Origin of the sequence: Cupriavidus basilensis (assembly GCF_000876015.1) — a bacterium.
Lineage (GTDB): Bacteria > Pseudomonadota > Gammaproteobacteria > Burkholderiales > Burkholderiaceae > Cupriavidus > Cupriavidus basilensis_B.
The window spans coordinates 26,931-42,179 of record NZ_BBQM01000028.1 but is presented as its reverse complement, the minus strand read 5'-3'; the positions used below and the strand labels follow the sequence as shown (position 1 = coordinate 42,179).

Below are 15,249 nucleotides of genomic sequence, written 5' to 3'. Positions count from 1 at the left end.
CGGGCCGGCGCGTCAGGCCCGCGCCGGCAGCGGCAGCCCGAGGTTCCCGCGCAGCGTGTCGGCCTCGTATTCGCGGCGGAACACGCCGCGCTCCTGCAGGATCGGCACCACCTCGGCGGTGAAGTCGTCGAGGCCGCCGGGGAAGTAGGCCGGCATGATGTTGAAGCCGTCCGCGCCGCCGCCGTCCACCCAGTCGATCATGTGCTGCGCCACCTGCGCCGCGGTGCCGACCACGATCTGGTGGCCGCGCGCGCTGGCCACCAGGTGATAGAGCTGGCGCAGGGTCAGGCCGCGCTCGCGCGCGAGCTGGAGCAGCAGCACGCTGCGGCTGTGGACGCCCGCCTCCAGCGCGAGATCGGGCAGCGGGCCGTCGAGCGGATAGCCCGAGACGTCGATCATCAGTTGCTCGGTCAGGATGGCGAGCGCGTTGGACTGGTCGGTGAACGACTGCAGCAGCGCCAGCTTGTCGTGCGCCTCGGCCTCGGTGCGGCCGATGATCGGCATCAGCCCCGGCATGATCAGGCAGTGCGCCGGGTCGCGCCCCTGCGCCGCCACCTGGGCCTTGAGCCCCTGCGCGAACGCGCGCGCGGCGCCCAGGTCCTGCTGCGCGGTGAAGACCACCTCGGCGTGGCGCGCGGCCAGCGCCTGGCCGGGGCCGGACGAGCCGGCCTGGATCAGCACCGGATGCCCCTGCGGGCTGTTGGTGACGTTGAGCGGGCCGGCCACCGAGAAATGCCGGCCGCGATGGTTCAGCGCGTGCATCTTGGCCACGTCCACGTAGACGCCGGCCTGCTTGTCGAGCACGTAGGGATCGGGGTCCCACGACTGCCACAGGCCCTTGACCACGCTGACGAACTCCTCGGCGATCTCGTAGCGCTGCTCGTGGTCGGGGTGGCGCTCGCGGCTGAAGTTGATCGAGCCGTCGGCAAACGTGGTGACGATGTTCCACGCCGCCCGGCCGCGCGAGAGCTTGTCCACGGTGGCCAGCGTGCGCGCCAGGTTGAACGGCTCGCTGTAGGTGGTGGAGGCGGTGCCGGCCAGGCCGATGTGGCTCGTCACCATCGACAGCGCGGCCAGCATGGCGAGCGGGTCGGGCCGGGTGATCATCGACGGATGCGAGTCGGCGGTCGTCAGCAGGCGGTCGCCGAAGAACACCATGTCGAACTTGGCGCGCTCGGCGGCCTGCGTCATGCGCACCACCAGGTCGACGTTCTCGGTGCCGGCTTCGGCGCCGGGGTAGCGCCAGCCGGCGGCATGGTGGCCGGCGGCCAGCAGGAACAGTCCCAGCTTCATGGGGGGAATCTCCGGGAAAAACGTGGGTTGAATGATGTCGTCAGTTGCTTTGCACGCCGCCGGCCTGCACCACGCGCTGGGCGAGGTCGTGCACGGAGCGGATCTTCTGCGCGGTCTGCTCGGGCGTCAGCGCCTGCACCTCGACCTGCACGCGCGCGAGCGCCTCGACGGTGTCGCGCTCGTGCAGGATCTCCGCGATCCACCGGCGCAGCCGCGCCAGCACCTCGGGCGGCGTGCCCTTGGGCGCGGTGATGAAGAACGAGCCGGCCAGCGCGTCCTCCCAGTCATGGATGCCGGCCTGCTGGATCGACGGCACGCCGGGCAGCTCGGGCGCGCGGCTGCCGCCGAAGTAGGCCAGCGCGCGCAGCTTGCCGGCCTTGATGAACGAAGCGCTGAGCGGATCGAACACGATGTCCACATGGCCCGCCACCACGTCGGCCACCGCCGGCGCGCTGCCCTTGTAGGGCACGTGGCGGATGTCGATGCCGGCGATGCGCTTGAGCAGCTCGCCGGCCAGATGGCCCGGCGTGCCGTTGCCGGAGCTGGCATAGGTCAGCTGGCCGGGATGGGCGCGCGCGTAGGCGATCAGCTGCTGCAGCGTCTGCGCCGGCACCGCGGGATTGACCGCCACGGTGGCCAGCGAGTTGCCGACGTAGGCCACCGGCACCAGGTCGGAGAACGGGTCGAACCGCACCTTCATCAGTTGCGGCGCGATGGCGAGGTTGCCGATCGAGGTGTTCAGCAGCGTGTAGCCGTCGGCCGGCGCGCCGGCCACGAAACCCGCGCCGAGCGTGCCGCCGGCGCCGGGCTTGTAGTCGAGCACGACCGGCTGCCCGCTCTTCTCGGCCAGGCGCCGGGTGAGGATGCGCGCGACGTTGTCGTTGGTGCCGCCCGGCGTGTAGGGCACCACGTAGGTGATCGGCTTGGCCGGATAGGCGGCGTCGGCCAGGGCCGGAACGGCGGCGCAGGCGAGCAGCAGCGAGGCCAGGGCATGGCGCCGGAGGGAGGACAGTAGCGATGACATGAACGATGGGGGAGGAAATGGAAAGCGGGGAGCGCGCGCGTGGCGGGAAATCCGTTGGCGGGATCCCGCGGGCGCCGCGCGCGCGGCAGCGGCGGCGGCCCGCCTGTGCGCCGCCCGGTGGCGGCGGCGAGGAGGGCATGAAAAAACCGCCGCTCATCGTAGACGCTGGCGCGGCCAGACCGAACGACCGATTTGGCATATCCATAGCCGCTGCGCGCACGCATCAGGAAACACATATCCGTATGCGAAATGGGCGCTTGGCGCGGCGGCGCCGGCACGCAACAATCGCCGGTTCCGATGTTTCCGCTCGCGCGCCCGTGCCGGCCGCGCGGCCCGCCGTGCCATGCCTCGCCCGATCCGCCAGATCCGTTTCAACGCCTTCATGATGAATTGCGTGGTGCACCTTGCACCCGGGCAATGGACCGCGCCGGACGACCACGCGGCCGACTACCTCGATCCGGGCTACTGGGTCGCGCTGGCCAGGAAGCTGGAGGAAGGCCTGTTCGACAGCCTGTTCCTCGGCGACATCACCGGCGTCTACGACGTGTTCGGCGGCGCGGCCGACGCCGCGCTGCGCACCGCCGCGCAGGTGCCGATGAACGATCCGGTGCCGCTGATCCCGCTGATGGCGCACGCCACCCGGCACCTCGGCTTCGGCGTCACGGTCTCGGTGGCCTACGAGCCGCCCTACCTGCTGGCGCGCCGCCTGACCACGCTGGACCATCTGAGCGGCGGCCGCGTGGCGTGGAACGTGGTCACGTCCTACCTGGAAAGCGGCGCGCGCAGCCTGGGCCAGCGCGAGCTGCGCGCCCACGACGAGCGCTACGACCGCGCCGACGAATTCCTGGAAGTCTGCTACAAGCTGTGGGAAGGCAGCTGGGAGGACGGTGCCGTGCGGCGCGACAAGGCGCGCGGCGTCTACGCCGACCCCGCGCGCGTGCACGCGGTGCGGCACGAAGGCCGCTACTTCGACCTCGACGGCATCTTCCAGTGCGAGCCGTCCGCGCAGCGCACGCCGCTGCTGTTCCAGGCCGGCGGCTCGGCGCGCGGCACGCGCTTCGCCGCGCGCCATGCCGAGTGCATCTTCGTCGGCGCGCCCACGCGCAACGGCCTGCGCCGCGCGGTGGCATCGCTGCGCGCGGCGCTGGCCGAGGCCGGCCGCGCGCCGGACAGCGCGCTGCTGTTCGCCATGTTCACGGTCATCGTCGACGAGACCGCGGAGAAGGCGCAGGCGCGCTACGCCACCTACCGCGAGCGCGCCAGCTACGACGGCGCGCTCGCGCTGCTGTCGGGCTGGACCGGCATCGACCTGTCGCGCTACGCGCCCGACGACACGCTCGAATACGTCGACACCAAGGCCGGCCAGTCGGCGCTGGCCTCGTTCAGCAAGCTCGACCCGCAGCGCACCTGGACCGTGCGCGACGCCGTGGAGTTCGTCGCCATCGGCGGCCGCGGCCCGGTGGTGGTGGGCGATCCGGTGCAGGTGGCCGACGAACTGCAGGCGTGGATGGAGGACACCGGCATCGACGGCTTCAACCTGGCCTGGGTGGAATCGCCGCGCACCTTCCACGACGTGGTCGACTACCTGGTGCCGGAGCTGCAGCGCCGCGGCGCCTACAAGACCGCCTACGCGCCGGGCACGCTGCGCGACAAGCTGCTCGGCCACGGCCCGCGCCTGCAGGCGCCGCACCCCGGCGCCGGCTTCCGCGCGCCGGCCGGGGACGACTGATCCGCCCGCGCGGCCCTTCCGCACGCCCTCCCCTTTCACCAGCAGGACCACACATGCCCCGCATCAGCGAACTCGACCCCGCCACCTTTGACCCGGCCCGCCGCGAGCTGTTCGACCAGTTCACCGGCAACGGCGCCCATTTCGCCGACCAGTTCTCGGTGCTCGCGCACGTGGCGCCGGCCGTGGAGCACCTGCCGCGCATGCTGCTCGAGCTCAAGGCGCGCAACGGCGTGCCGTACCGCTACATCGAGCTGGCCATCGTGGTGGTGTCGCTGCTCAACGACTGCGACTACTGCGTGCGCAGCCACGCGCCGCGCCTGGCCGTGGAAGGCATCAGCGAGGATGGCGCGCGCCGCCTGCTCGACTATGCCGGCCATCCCGAGCTCGACGAGGTGGACAAGCTGGTGGTGGAATACGCGGTCGCCGTCACGCAGGCGCCGCAGCGCATCCGCGACCAGGTCTTCACGCGGCTGCGCGCGCATTTCAGCGAGGCGCAGGTGGTCGAACTGACGCTGCGCATCTCGCTGTGCGGCTTCTTCAACCGCTTCAACCAGGCGCTGCAGATCGGCGAGGACGCCACCGCCGTCCATCCGCGCTGATGGCGCCCGCCCGCATCTTATCTTCCGCTCTCTTCCGCCCTCTCCTGATCCCGACCTGCCATGACTGACTCTTCCTCGTTCGAGCGCCGCGCCTTCCTGCGCGCCGCGGGCGCATCGCTGGCCGCGCTGGCCGCGCCGCAACTGGCGCTGGCCCAGGGCGGCGGCCCCATCCGCATCGGCGTGCTGGTGCCGCTGTCCGGCGGCGGCGGCGCCTACGGCCAGGGCATGGCCAATGCCGCGCGCAAGGCCGCCGACTACATCAACGCCGAGGCCGGCGGCGTGCTGGGCGGGCGCAAGCTGGAAATCCTGGTGGAGGACAGCGAGAGCAACCCCACCGCCGGCGTGGCCGCGGCGCGCAAGCTGCTGGACGTGGGCAAGGTGTCGGCCATCGTCGGCCTGTGGAGCAGCGCGGTGGCGATGGCGATCAAGCCGCTGACCATCGAGAAAGGCATCCCGCTGCTGGTCAGCGGCTCCGGCGACGAGGTCACGCAGGGCGACAACAAGGGGCTGGTGTGGCGCTTCCAGGCGCGCGGCAGCGACTGGGGCGCGGTATTCGCGCGCGCCGCGCTCAAGGACGGCGCGCGCAAGGCCTCGCTGCTGGTGCTGCAGACGCCGTTCACGCTGAGCATGGTCGAGCCGTTCGCGGCCGAGTTCAGGAAGGGCGGCGGCCAGGTGCTCGACACGGTGTTCTACAACCCCAACCAGCCGTCGTATCGCGCCGAGGTGGAGAAGGTGTTCGGCAAGAAGCCGGACGCGGTGTTCCTGCCCAGCTACCTGCCCGACCTGTCGGCCATCGCGCGCGAGGTCTACCGCAGCGGCTTCAGCGACACGCGCATCTACGCCAACTCGTCGTCGGCCGATGCCGAGGGCGCCTTCATCAAGAACGTGGGCAAGGCGGTGGCCGAGGGCATCCACCACATCCAGTCGATCCCGCCGGCGGACTCCACCGCGTACAAGACCTTTGCCCGCGTCGCCGGCATCCCGGCCGGCACGCTGGCCATCTTCCCGTCCAACGTGTGGGACGAGATCTCGGTGCTGGCGCTGGCCATCGAGCGCGCCGGCAGCGCCGACCCGCAGGTGTTCGCCAGGTCCATCCTGCCGGTGGTCAACGGCCCCGGCAAGACCGTGGAGAATCCCGTCGACGGCCTCAAGGCGCTGCGCGCCAGGCAGGCGATCGCCTACAGCGGCGCCGGCTCGCGCTTCCAGTTCACGCCGACCGGCGACCAGTTGAACCGCGAGTATGGCCACTTCGTGATCCGCAACGGCGCCAACCAGCTCGTCGACACGCTCAAGTGATGACGCAGGCAGCCCTGGACAGCGCCCCCGCCGCCGCGCCGGCCCGCGCCGCGCCCGGCCAGCGCGCGCAGCGCGTGCTGGCGGCCGAGGCGGTCAGCGTGTCCTTCGGCGGCGTGCGCGCGCTCGACGGCGCCTCGGTCAGCCTGGCGCCGGGCCGCATCACCGGCCTGGTCGGGCCCAACGGCGCCGGCAAGTCGACCCTGTTCAACGTGCTGGCCGGCACGCAGCGGCCGCGGCGCGGCACGGTGCGGCTGGCCGGCGCCGACATCACGCGCATGCCGGTGCACCGGCGCGCGCACGCCGGCATCGCCCGCACCTTCCAGCTCGCGCGCGAGCTGGACAGCCTGAGCGTGCTGGAGAACCTGCTGCTGGCCGCGCCGCGCCAGCCCGGCGAGCGCCTGGGCAACCTGCTGTTGCGCCGCGGCGCCGTGCGCCGCGCCGAGGCCGCGGCCATCGAGCGCGCGCTGGCGCTGCTCGCCCGCGTGCGCCTGACGCGGCTGGCCGACCAGCCCGCCGGCGCGCTCTCCGGCGGCCAGAAGAAGCTGCTGGAGCTGTGCCGCGCGCTGATGCTGGAGCCGGACATCGTGCTGCTCGACGAGCCCGCCGCCGGCGTCAACCCGGCGCTGATCGAGGAGCTGTGCCAGTTCATCCTGGCGCTGCGCGGCGAGGGCAAGACCTTCGCCATCGTCGAGCACAACATGGACATGGTGGCCGCGCTGTGCGACCACGTCTACGTGCTGGCCGAAGGCCGGGTGCTCACGCAGGGCAGCTTCGACGCCGTGACCGCCGACACGCGCGTGCGCCAGGCCTACCTGGGAGAGCCATGATGGACGCGCCGCAAGAACTGGTGCTGGCGGGCGTGTCGGCCGGCTACCGGGGCAAGGACATCCTGCACGGCGTGAGCTTCACGGTGCCGCCGGGCGGCGCGCTGACCGTGATCGGCCCCAACGGCTCGGGCAAGTCCACGCTGCTCAAGGCGGTGGCCGGCCTGCTGCCGCTGTCGGCCGGCAGCGTGCGCCTGGGCACGCGCGAGCTCGGCCCGCTCGACGCCCCGGCGCGCGCGCGCCTGGGGCTGGCCTACGTGCCGCAGGAGGGCAACGTGTTCGCCAACCTCAGCGTGGCCGACAACCTGCGGCTGGGCTGGGAATTCCTGCACGCCGGCCGGGGCGCGGGCAGCGCGGCGCGGCGCCGGCGGCAGGAGTACGTGCTGGACCTGTTCCCCGAGATCCGCGCGCGCCTGCCGGGCAGCGCGGGGCTGCTCAGCGGCGGCCAGCGCCAGATGGTGGCGATGGCCTCGGCGCTGATGCAGACGCCGTCGCTGCTGGTGCTGGACGAGCCCTCGGCGGGCCTGTCGCCGCGCAACGCGGCGCTGCTGTTCGAGGTCATCGCGCGCATCCGCGCCACCGGCATCACGCTGCTGATGATCGAGCAGAACGTGCGCCTCGGGCTGGCCGCGGCCGACACCGGGCTGGTGCTGGCCGCCGGCCAGGTGCGGCTCGTGGCGCCGGCCGCGGGCCTGGCCGACGACGACGCGGTGCGCCAGCTCTACCTGGGCACGCGCGCGCACGACACCCGCCTCGCCGGCGGCGCTTCATAAAAGGCCACACCGATGCTTCAACTCATCTTCAACGGCCTGGTCTCCGGCCTGCTGGTGGCGCTGCCGGCGCTGGCGCTGGCGCTGAGCTTCAGCGTGCTGCGCTTCGCCAATTTCGCCATCGGCGCCATGCTGACGCTGGGCGCCTACCTGATCTACCTGTTCAACGCGGTGCTGGGCTGGCCGCTGCCGTGGGCCGCCGCGGCCGGCGTGGCGCTGGGCGGCGTGGTGGCAGTGGCGGTCGACTGGCTGGTCTACCGCCGCCTGCGCGAGCGCTCCGGCGTGACGCTGCTGGTGGCCAGCATGGGCGTGGCCTTCGTGCTGGAGAACGCGGTGCGCTTCGTCGCCGGCGGCACGCCGCTGGGCTACGACACCGAGCCGGCGCGCCCGTTCCGCGTGGCCGCGCTGGAGCCGCTGGGCGGCCTGCGCGTGAACTACGAGCAATGGCTGATCGTGCTGGTCGGCGCGGCCAGCCTGGCGCTGGTGTGGCTCGTGTTCCGCTGCACGCCGCTGGGCCGCGCCATGCGCGCGGTGGCGGACAATCCCGCGCTGGCGGCGGTGCGCGGCATCTCGCGCGCGCGCGTGGTGGCGCTGACGTGGTTCCTGTCGGGCGCGCTGGCCAGCGCCGCCGGCCTGCTGGTCGGGCTGGACGCCACGCTCGATCCGCAGATGGGCTGGAACTACGTGCTGCCGGTGTTCGCCGCCGCCATCCTCGGCGGCATCGCCAACCCGATGGCGGCGGTGTTCGGCGCGCTGGTGATGGGCGTGGCCGCCGAGGCCTCCACGCTGGCGCTGCCGTCGCACTACCGCACGCTGGTGGCCTTCGCCGTGCTCGCCGCGCTGCTGCTGGTGCGGCCGTGGGGCGTGTTCGGCCGCGCGCCGGTGCAGAAATAAGGAAGCGGACCATGAGCAGCTACCTGATCTCCCTGCTGATGCTGGTCTCCATCGCCGGCATCGCCGCGCTCGGACTGAACCTGCAATGGGGCCTGACCGGACTGGTCAACTTCGGCCTGTTCGGCTTCTACATGCTGGCCGCCTACGCCTGCGCGCAGCTCGCGCACCTGGGCTGGAACCCGTGGCTGGCGCTGGCCGCCGCCGCCGCGCTGGCCATGCTCGCCAGCGCGCTGACCAGCCTGATCTCCGCGCGGCTGTCCGAGGACTACCTTGCCATCGTCACGCTGGGGTTCGCCGAATGCCTGAAGCTGGTCGCGATCCACGAGGAATGGCTCACGCGCGGCAGCCTCGGCATCGCCAACATCCCGCGCCCGGTGGCCGGCGACGGCGCGCTGCTGGCCGTCGCGCTGGCGCTGCTGGCGGCGGTCTTCGCGCTGTTCGAGGTGGTGGCGCGCGCGCCGCTGGGCCGCACCGCGCGCGCGCTGCGCGACGACCCGCTGGTGGCCGCCACGCTGGGCAAGCCGGTGCTGTGGCTGCGCCTGCGGCTGTTCGCGCTGGGCGGCGGCGCCATCGGGCTGGCCGGCGGCATGCATGCGTTCTACTACCAGTACATCGACCCGACCCAGTTCGGCCCGATCCTCACCGCCTATGCCTTCATGGGCGTGATCATCGGCGGGCGCGGCAGCAACCGCGGCGTACTGCTGTCGGCGTTCACCGTGGTGGCGCTGCTCGAAGGCACGCGCTTCGTCAACGACTACGTGGCGTGGCTCAGCGCCAGCCAGCTCGCCTCGCTGCGGCTGATGCTGATCGGGCTGGGGCTGATCGTGGCGCTGATCTACCGGCCCGCCGGGCTGGTGGCCGAGTACCGCCTGCGCGCGGCCCCCGGCGCGGACCAGCCGTCCGCCTGAACGCGCGCCGCCGGCCAGGCGGAAACGCGCGGCTAGGCCGAAACGCGCTGGCCCAGCCCGCGGCCGATCTCGCGCACGGTCTCGACCAGCTTCGCGCGGACCTCGCCGAGCAGCCGCGCGGCCGGGAAATACTGCGCCGCGCCGGCCACGCTAAGCGCCATCATCGGCAGGCCGTGGCCCGGGCTGAACGGCATGGCGACCGCGTGCACCTCCTGCATCCAGTCGCCCAGCGACGACGCGCATCCGGTGGCCTGGCACTCCTCCACGGCGAGATCGATGCCGCGCTTGAGCGCCGGCCACGCGGCCTCGTCGAGCGCGCGCACGCGCTCCATCAGCTCGGCGCGCCCGGCCGGCGGCAGGCCCGCGAGGTGCGCGCGCCCGGCGGCCGTGGTGGCCAGCGGGATGCGCGAGCCCACGCCGAGGCTGAGCGTGACGATCGAGCCGCCGCGCGCGCATTCCAGGTACAGCATGGAGAGCCGGTCGCGGGTGGCGAGCGCGACCACGGCATCGGTCTCGGTGGCCAGCCGCTGCATCAGCGGCCGCGCCACCTGCCGCACGTCGAGGTCGGCCAGCATGGTGCTGCCGAGCGCCGCGGTGGCGGTGCCGAGCCGGTACTTGCCGCTCTCCGGCACCAGATGCAGGTAGCCCAGCCGCGTGAGCGTGTAGGTCAGGCGCGTGACGGTCGACTTGGGCAGGCCGCAGCGCTCGGCGATCTCGTGGTTGGCGAGGAAGCTGTCGCCGCCGGGAAAGCAGCGCAGCACTTCCAGCCCGCGCGCGAGCGCGGTCACGAAATGGCGGTCCGCGCCGGCCTCGGCGGGCGCCTGCGCGTCCGCGGCGTCTTCCATGTCCGCCATGTCCTCCATGTCCTGCCGCGCCGGCGCGCCTTCCTGGTGTCTTGCCATTGCCTCTGTCCGGTTCGATGATGCGGTGCCTGCGTCGGCAATCTCGCGCGGGCAAGGTAACACGAACGGCCGGCGGACTGCAATGCAGTCCTGCATGCCGGCTCCGTCACCCGGCCCGCGCCGCGCGCATCGCCGGCAACTGGCATCAGCAGCGGCGCCCGCTTGACTTGGCGCGATCCCCTACCCATACTTTGGACCGCTGTGCAGTTTTTGATTCCGCAAAAATCGTCCGCCCAGGACGAACCGGAGGAAGACAGATGACCCAGAAAAAGGCCGTGCTCGTGATCGGCGCCGGCGACGCCACCGGCGGCGCGATCGCCCGCCGCTTCGCCCGCGAGGGCTACATCGCCTGCGTCACGCGCAGGAACGCCGACAAGCTGGCGCCGCTGGTGGCGCAGATCGAGGCCGAGGGCGGCAGCGCGCACGCCTTCGGCTCCGACGCGCGCAAGGAAGAGGAGATGGCCGCGCTGTTCCGCGAGATCGAGGCCAATATCGCGCCGATCGAGGTCGCCGTGTTCAACATCGGCGCCAACGTGCGCTTCGACGTGGTGGACACCACCGCGCGCGTCTATTTCAAGGTCTGGGAAATGGCCTGCTTCGCCGGCTTCCTGATGGGCCGGGAAGCGGCCAGGGTCATGCTGCCGCGCCAGCGCGGCTCGATCTTCTTCACCGGCGCCACCGCCAGCCGGCGCGGCCGCGCCGGCTTCTCCGCGTTCGCCGGCGCCAAGCACGGCCTGCGCGCGCTGGCCCAGTCGATGGCGCGCGAGCTGGCGCCCAAGGGGCTGCACGTGGCGCACCCGATCATCGACGGCGCCATCGACACCGAGTTCATCCGCGAGAATTTCCCCGAGCGCTACAAGCTCAAGGAGCAGGACGGCATCCTCAACCCCGAGCACATCGCCGACGCCTACTGGATGCTGCACCAGCAGCCGCGCGACGCCTGGACCCACGAGCTCGACCTGCGCCCCTGGATCGAGAGCTGGTGATCGCGCCGCGGGCCGCAAGCCCCCCAGCGCCCGGCCCGCCGTTTCCCGCGCCAACCCGCCTCCCGCGGCAAGAACGAAAACCGAAGACAGAGACCGACAAATGCCCGACGTGAAAGTACAGTTCCTTTTCGATTTCGGCAGCCCCAACGCCTATCTCAGCCACAAGGTCATCCCCGCCATCGAAGAACGCACCGGCGTGCGCTTCGAGTACGTGCCGGTGCTGCTGGGCGGGCTGTTCCGCCTGACCGGCAACCGCTCGCCGGCCGAGGCGTTCGGCGGCATCAAGAACAAACCCGAATACGACATGCTCGAAATGCGGCGCTTCATCCAGCGCCACCGCATCGCCGGCTTCCGGCGCAACCCGCACTTCCCGGTCAACACGCTGCAGATCATGCGCGGCGCGGTGGCGGCGCAGCGCGACGGCACCTTCGAGACATACGTGGACACGGTCTTCGCCGACATGTGGGAGCACGAAAGGAAGATGGACGATCCCGAGGTCATCCGGGCCGCGCTGGACGCCGCGGGGCTCGATGGCGCGCAGATGCTCGCGCGCATCGCCGACACCGAGGTCAAGGCGCAACTGCTCGCCAATACGCAGGACGCATTCGAGCGCGGCGCGTTCGGCTCGCCCACGTTCTTCGTGGACGGCGAGATCTATTTCGGCAAGGACCGGCTGCGCGACGTGGAAGAGGAAATCGTGCGCCGCCGCGCCGGCTGAGGCTATCATCGGGGTCCGCCGCATTCCGCGCCGGCCATCGCGCCGGCGCGGCGGCACCGCAAGCCCCGGGCACGAGGAGGCAAAGCCGCTCCCGCCGGACGCCTGACCCACGCATCCGCAGGAGATTTCCATGCTGCTCTTGACCGTTGAAGAATGGCTGGCCACCAGGACCGAGCCGCACATCGACACCTTCGTCAGTTCGCGCACGCGCCTGGCGGCCTACGCGACCCGGCTCGAACTCGGCGACGCGCTGCGCCTGCTCAAGCGCTACAGCGACGTCTACAAGCAGAAATACTCGATGACGGCGGTGGCGTTCCGCCTGGTCAGCGTGGCGCAGATCGCCGACGACACCGACGAACAGGCGCTGCGCGACCTCGACGTCCAGCTCGTCACGCGCGACTTCGCCGACCGGCTGGCCGACGCCTAGGCCGCGCGGGCGTGTCAGACAGCCACCGATGGCAAATCCGTGCCGTCCGCGCACAATGGAGCCTCAGACGGCCACAGGAAACGCCATGCCAGCGCAATATCTTCACGTCAGGCCCTACGGCGACGGATGGGATGTGATCCAGGACGGTGCCCGCTACGCCAACTCGCACCATGCCACGCAGGCAGCCGCCATCCGCGCGGGCACGCGCGACGCGCGCCGCGACGGGGTGGCGCTGCTGATCCACGAGGCCGACGGCCGGATCTGCAACCAGTGCGCGTTCGAGCAGGACACCTTCGCGCTGGCCTGAATCCGCCTTCCCCCTCGGCTTCGGGCGCCATTCTGCGCCCATCCTACGCCGATCTCGCGTCTATCCCGCACTTACTTCGCGCTTACCTCGCGCTGGCCGCGCCCGGCCACAGCCGCACGGCCAGCGCCGCGCCCGCGGTGGCGGTGGACAGCGCCGTGACCGCCACCCAGCCCCAGTGCGCCAGCAGCACGCTGCCCAGCGCGGCGCCGGTGGCCATGCCGATGAACATGCCGCCGAACAGCACCGCGTTGAGGCGGCTGCGCGCGCCCGGCTCGATGCCGTAGACGATGGTCTGGTGCGCCACCAGCGTCACCTGCACGCCCAGGTCGAAGCCCAGCGCGCTGGCGGCGATCAGCCACAGGCGCGCATGCGGCGCCAGCAGCGGCGCGAGCAGCATGCCCGCGAACGACAGCGCCGTCAGCGCGGTGCCCAGCCGCGTGACCAGTTCCGGCCCGCGCCGGTCGGCCAGGCGCCCGGCCAGCGGCGCGGCCAGCGCCCCGGCCGCGCCGGCCAGGCCGAACGCGCCGGCGGCGGCGCTGCCCAGATGGAACGGCGCGCCGTGCAGCATGACCGCCAGCGTCGACCAGAACGCGCTGAAGCCCACCGACAGCAGCCCCTGCGCCAGCGCCGCGCGGCGCAGCGCGCCGTGCTTCACCCACAGCTTGCCGAGCGAGCCCAGCAGCGCGCGGTACGGCAGGTGCGTGGTGGGCCGGAAGCGCGGCAGCCCGCGCCAGGCCGCCGCGCCGATCAGCGCGATGCTGGCCGCCGCGATCACGTACATGGCGCGCCAGCCGAAGTGCTCCGCCACGAAGCCGCTGGCCACGCGCGACAGCAGGATGCCCAGCAGCAGCCCGGTCATCACGGTGCCGACCACCTTGCCGCGGTGCGCCTCGGGCGCCAGCGTGGCGGCGGCCGGCACGATGTCCTGCGCCATCGTCGCGGCCAGGCCCGTGGCCAGGCTGGCGGCCAGCAGCAGGCCGATGCCCGAGGCCGAGCCGCCCACCAGCAGCGCGACGCTCAGCGCCGCGGCCTTGACCAGGATGATGCGGCGGCGGTCGTAGCGGTCGCCCAGCGGCGCCAGCAGCAGGATGCCCAGCGCGTAGCCCAGCTGCGTGAAGGTCGGCACCAGCCCGACGGTGGCGTCGGAGGCGCCGATGTCGGCGCCCAGCACACCCAGCATCGGCTGGCTGTAATAAAGCGCCGCCACCGACAGGCCGGCGCCCGCGGCCAGCAGCAGGATCAGGCTCGCCGGCAGGCGCGGCGCCTCGCTTTCATGGTGCCGGGCGGCCGGATGCGGATCGGTGCCGGCTGGCACGGCTTGGACGGATGTCATGGTGTCTACCCTTGGCTTTTGACAGAGCCCCGAGTGTGGGTGCACGCCGGCGCGCGCGGTAGTACCGCGCTTCGCACAACTGATATACGCTTCGCGTATGAAAGCGCCCCGCTCCCCCGCCCAGCCTGCCTCCGCGTCCACCGACCGCGTCGAGCTGATGCAGACCTTCGTGCGCATCGTCGAGGCCGGCAGCCTGTCCGCCGCCGCCGCGCAGATGGGCACCACCCAGCCCACCGTGAGCCGCCGCCTGCAGATGCTGGAGCGCTCGCTGGGCCTGCGCCTGCTGCAGCGCTCCACGCACGCGATGAAGCTGACCGAGGACGGCGAGCGCTGCTACGGCCGCGCCAAGGAGCTGGTCGGCAGCTGGGAGGCGTTCGAGGCCGACCTGCGCGGCGCCCGTGACGAGCCCGAAGGCACGCTGCGCGTGGTGGTGCCGCACGCGTTCGGCCAGCAGCGGCTGGTGGGCCCGCTGGCGGCGTACCTGGGGCGCCACCCGCGCGTGAACGTGGAATGGCTGCTGCACGACCGCACCCCCGATTTCATCGCCGACGGCATCGACTGCGCCATCCACGTGGGCGAGGTCAGCGACCCGGCCGTGGTGGCGATCCGGCTGGCGCAGGTGCCGCGCATCGTGGTGGCGGCGCCGTCGCTGCTGGCGCAGCCCGATATGCAGCCCGACATGCAGCCCGATGCGCTGGCCGCGCTGCCCTGGCTGTCGATCCGCACCTTCTACCGCACCGAGGTCACGCTCACGCACGCGGCCAGCGGCGAGACCCGGCAACTGGCGTTCCGCCCGCGCGTGAGCACCGACAGCCTCTACGCGCTGCGCAGCGCGGCCATCCTGGGGCTCGGCGTGGCCGTGGCCTCGGCGTGGATGGTGGCCGACGACATCGCGCAGGGCCGCCTGGTGCACCTGGTGCCGCAATGGCAGGCGTCGCCGCTGCCGCTGCAACTGATCTATCCGTATGCGCGCTTCTATCCCGCCAAGCTGCGGCGCTTCGTGGAAACCATGCGCGAGGCGGTGCCGCGCGCGATGGCGGCCACCGGCGGGGCCGCCGCAGGGCAGGAAGAATAGGAAGTCATGCTGTCCGCGAATCGCTTACCCGGACAGCGGCCGGCGGCGCCACAGGCAGGCCATGCCGGACAACCGGTTCGGCACCCGCATCGCCCGGCGGCCGGCCACGCGGGCCACGCAGGCCACGCGGGGATAGCGCCGGCCGCCGGCAAATCCGCCGCCGG

At 72.2% G+C, this 15,249-nt stretch carries 16 protein-coding genes; 12 read left to right on the top strand and 4 right to left on the bottom strand.

All coding sequences use genetic code 11. From position 1 onward, the window contains the following. Positions 1 to 12 precede the first annotated feature (12 nt). Positions 13 to 1,293, bottom strand: a complete 1,281-nt coding sequence (locus KF708C_RS29415) for an LLM class flavin-dependent oxidoreductase (protein WP_059414979.1) — start codon at positions 1,291 to 1,293, stop codon at positions 13 to 15. A 40-nt stretch (positions 1,294 to 1,333) separates the two neighbouring features. Next, the gene (locus KF708C_RS29410; protein ID WP_020203068.1) at positions 1,334 to 2,317 is read right to left on the bottom strand and encodes a Bug family tripartite tricarboxylate transporter substrate binding protein; all 984 of its coding nucleotides are present in this window, start codon (positions 2,315 to 2,317) and stop codon (positions 1,334 to 1,336) included. Positions 2,318 to 2,660: 343 nt separating this feature from the next. Between KF708C_RS29410 and KF708C_RS29405 the strand changes: the two genes are divergently transcribed. The 7 genes from KF708C_RS29405 to KF708C_RS29375 are packed head-to-tail and all read left to right on the top strand — an operon-like array spanning position 2,661 to position 9,337. Next, the gene (locus tag KF708C_RS29405; RefSeq protein WP_059414977.1) at positions 2,661 to 4,046 is read left to right on the top strand and encodes an LLM class flavin-dependent oxidoreductase; all 1,386 of its coding nucleotides are present in this window, start codon (positions 2,661 to 2,663) and stop codon (positions 4,044 to 4,046) included. Between the two features lie 53 nt (positions 4,047 to 4,099). Next, positions 4,100 to 4,645 (top strand): carboxymuconolactone decarboxylase family protein, encoded by a 546-nt coding sequence (locus tag KF708C_RS29400; RefSeq protein ID WP_059414975.1) that lies wholly within the window; start codon positions 4,100 to 4,102, stop codon positions 4,643 to 4,645. A 60-nt stretch (positions 4,646 to 4,705) separates the two neighbouring features. Further along, the gene (locus tag KF708C_RS29395) at positions 4,706 to 5,941 is read left to right on the top strand and encodes an ABC transporter substrate-binding protein (RefSeq protein ID WP_059414969.1); all 1,236 of its coding nucleotides are present in this window, start codon (positions 4,706 to 4,708) and stop codon (positions 5,939 to 5,941) included. Continuing rightward, positions 5,941 to 6,768, top strand: a complete 828-nt coding sequence (locus KF708C_RS29390) for an ABC transporter ATP-binding protein (RefSeq protein ID WP_197090445.1) — start codon at positions 5,941 to 5,943, stop codon at positions 6,766 to 6,768. Before KF708C_RS29395 ends, KF708C_RS29390 begins: the two co-directional genes overlap by 1 nt. Beyond that, positions 6,765 to 7,538, top strand: a complete 774-nt coding sequence (locus tag KF708C_RS29385; protein WP_231586630.1) for an ABC transporter ATP-binding protein — start codon at positions 6,765 to 6,767, stop codon at positions 7,536 to 7,538. Before KF708C_RS29390 ends, KF708C_RS29385 begins: the two co-directional genes overlap by 4 nt. Positions 7,539 to 7,550: 12 nt before the next feature. Next, positions 7,551 to 8,429 carry a branched-chain amino acid ABC transporter permease gene (locus KF708C_RS29380; protein ID WP_020203062.1) on the top strand — a complete coding sequence of 293 codons (879 nt, stop codon included), beginning with the start codon at positions 7,551 to 7,553 and terminating at the stop codon, positions 8,427 to 8,429. Positions 8,430 to 8,440: 11 nt separating this feature from the next. Beyond that, a complete protein-coding gene (locus KF708C_RS29375) occupies positions 8,441 to 9,337 on the top strand; it encodes a branched-chain amino acid ABC transporter permease (protein WP_020203061.1) in 897 nt (298 codons plus the stop codon). A gap of 32 nt (positions 9,338 to 9,369) precedes the next feature. Here KF708C_RS29375 and KF708C_RS29370 read toward each other — a convergent pair whose 3' ends face one another. Beyond that, positions 9,370 to 10,200, bottom strand: a complete 831-nt coding sequence (locus tag KF708C_RS29370) for an IclR family transcriptional regulator (RefSeq protein WP_197090450.1) — start codon at positions 10,198 to 10,200, stop codon at positions 9,370 to 9,372. A 296-nt stretch (positions 10,201 to 10,496) separates the two neighbouring features. Between KF708C_RS29370 and KF708C_RS29365 the strand changes: the two genes are divergently transcribed. The 4 genes from KF708C_RS29365 to KF708C_RS29350 all read left to right on the top strand — a co-directional run bounded on the left by KF708C_RS29365 (position 10,497) and on the right by KF708C_RS29350 (position 12,677). Continuing rightward, entirely contained in the window at positions 10,497 to 11,225 is a 729-nt protein-coding gene (locus KF708C_RS29365) for an SDR family oxidoreductase (protein WP_059414961.1), read from the top strand. 100 nt (positions 11,226 to 11,325) lie between these two features. Next, the gene (locus KF708C_RS29360; RefSeq protein WP_059414959.1) at positions 11,326 to 11,943 is read left to right on the top strand and encodes a 2-hydroxychromene-2-carboxylate isomerase; all 618 of its coding nucleotides are present in this window, start codon (positions 11,326 to 11,328) and stop codon (positions 11,941 to 11,943) included. 130 nt (positions 11,944 to 12,073) lie between these two features. Continuing rightward, on the top strand, positions 12,074 to 12,370 hold the full coding sequence (locus KF708C_RS29355; RefSeq protein WP_020203057.1) for a hypothetical protein: 297 nt from the start codon (positions 12,074 to 12,076) through the stop codon (positions 12,368 to 12,370). A gap of 85 nt (positions 12,371 to 12,455) precedes the next feature. Continuing rightward, positions 12,456 to 12,677 (top strand): DUF2188 domain-containing protein, encoded by a 222-nt coding sequence (locus KF708C_RS29350; RefSeq protein WP_020423779.1) that lies wholly within the window; start codon positions 12,456 to 12,458, stop codon positions 12,675 to 12,677. A gap of 82 nt (positions 12,678 to 12,759) precedes the next feature. Here KF708C_RS29350 and KF708C_RS29345 read toward each other — a convergent pair whose 3' ends face one another. Further along, a complete protein-coding gene (locus tag KF708C_RS29345; protein ID WP_020203055.1) occupies positions 12,760 to 14,010 on the bottom strand; it encodes an MFS transporter in 1,251 nt (416 codons plus the stop codon). 97 nt (positions 14,011 to 14,107) lie between these two features. On the opposite strand from KF708C_RS29345, the gene KF708C_RS29340 reads away from it, so the two are divergent. After that, positions 14,108 to 15,085 (top strand): LysR family transcriptional regulator, encoded by a 978-nt coding sequence (locus tag KF708C_RS29340; RefSeq protein WP_059414957.1) that lies wholly within the window; start codon positions 14,108 to 14,110, stop codon positions 15,083 to 15,085. Positions 15,086 to 15,249 lie beyond the last annotated feature (164 nt).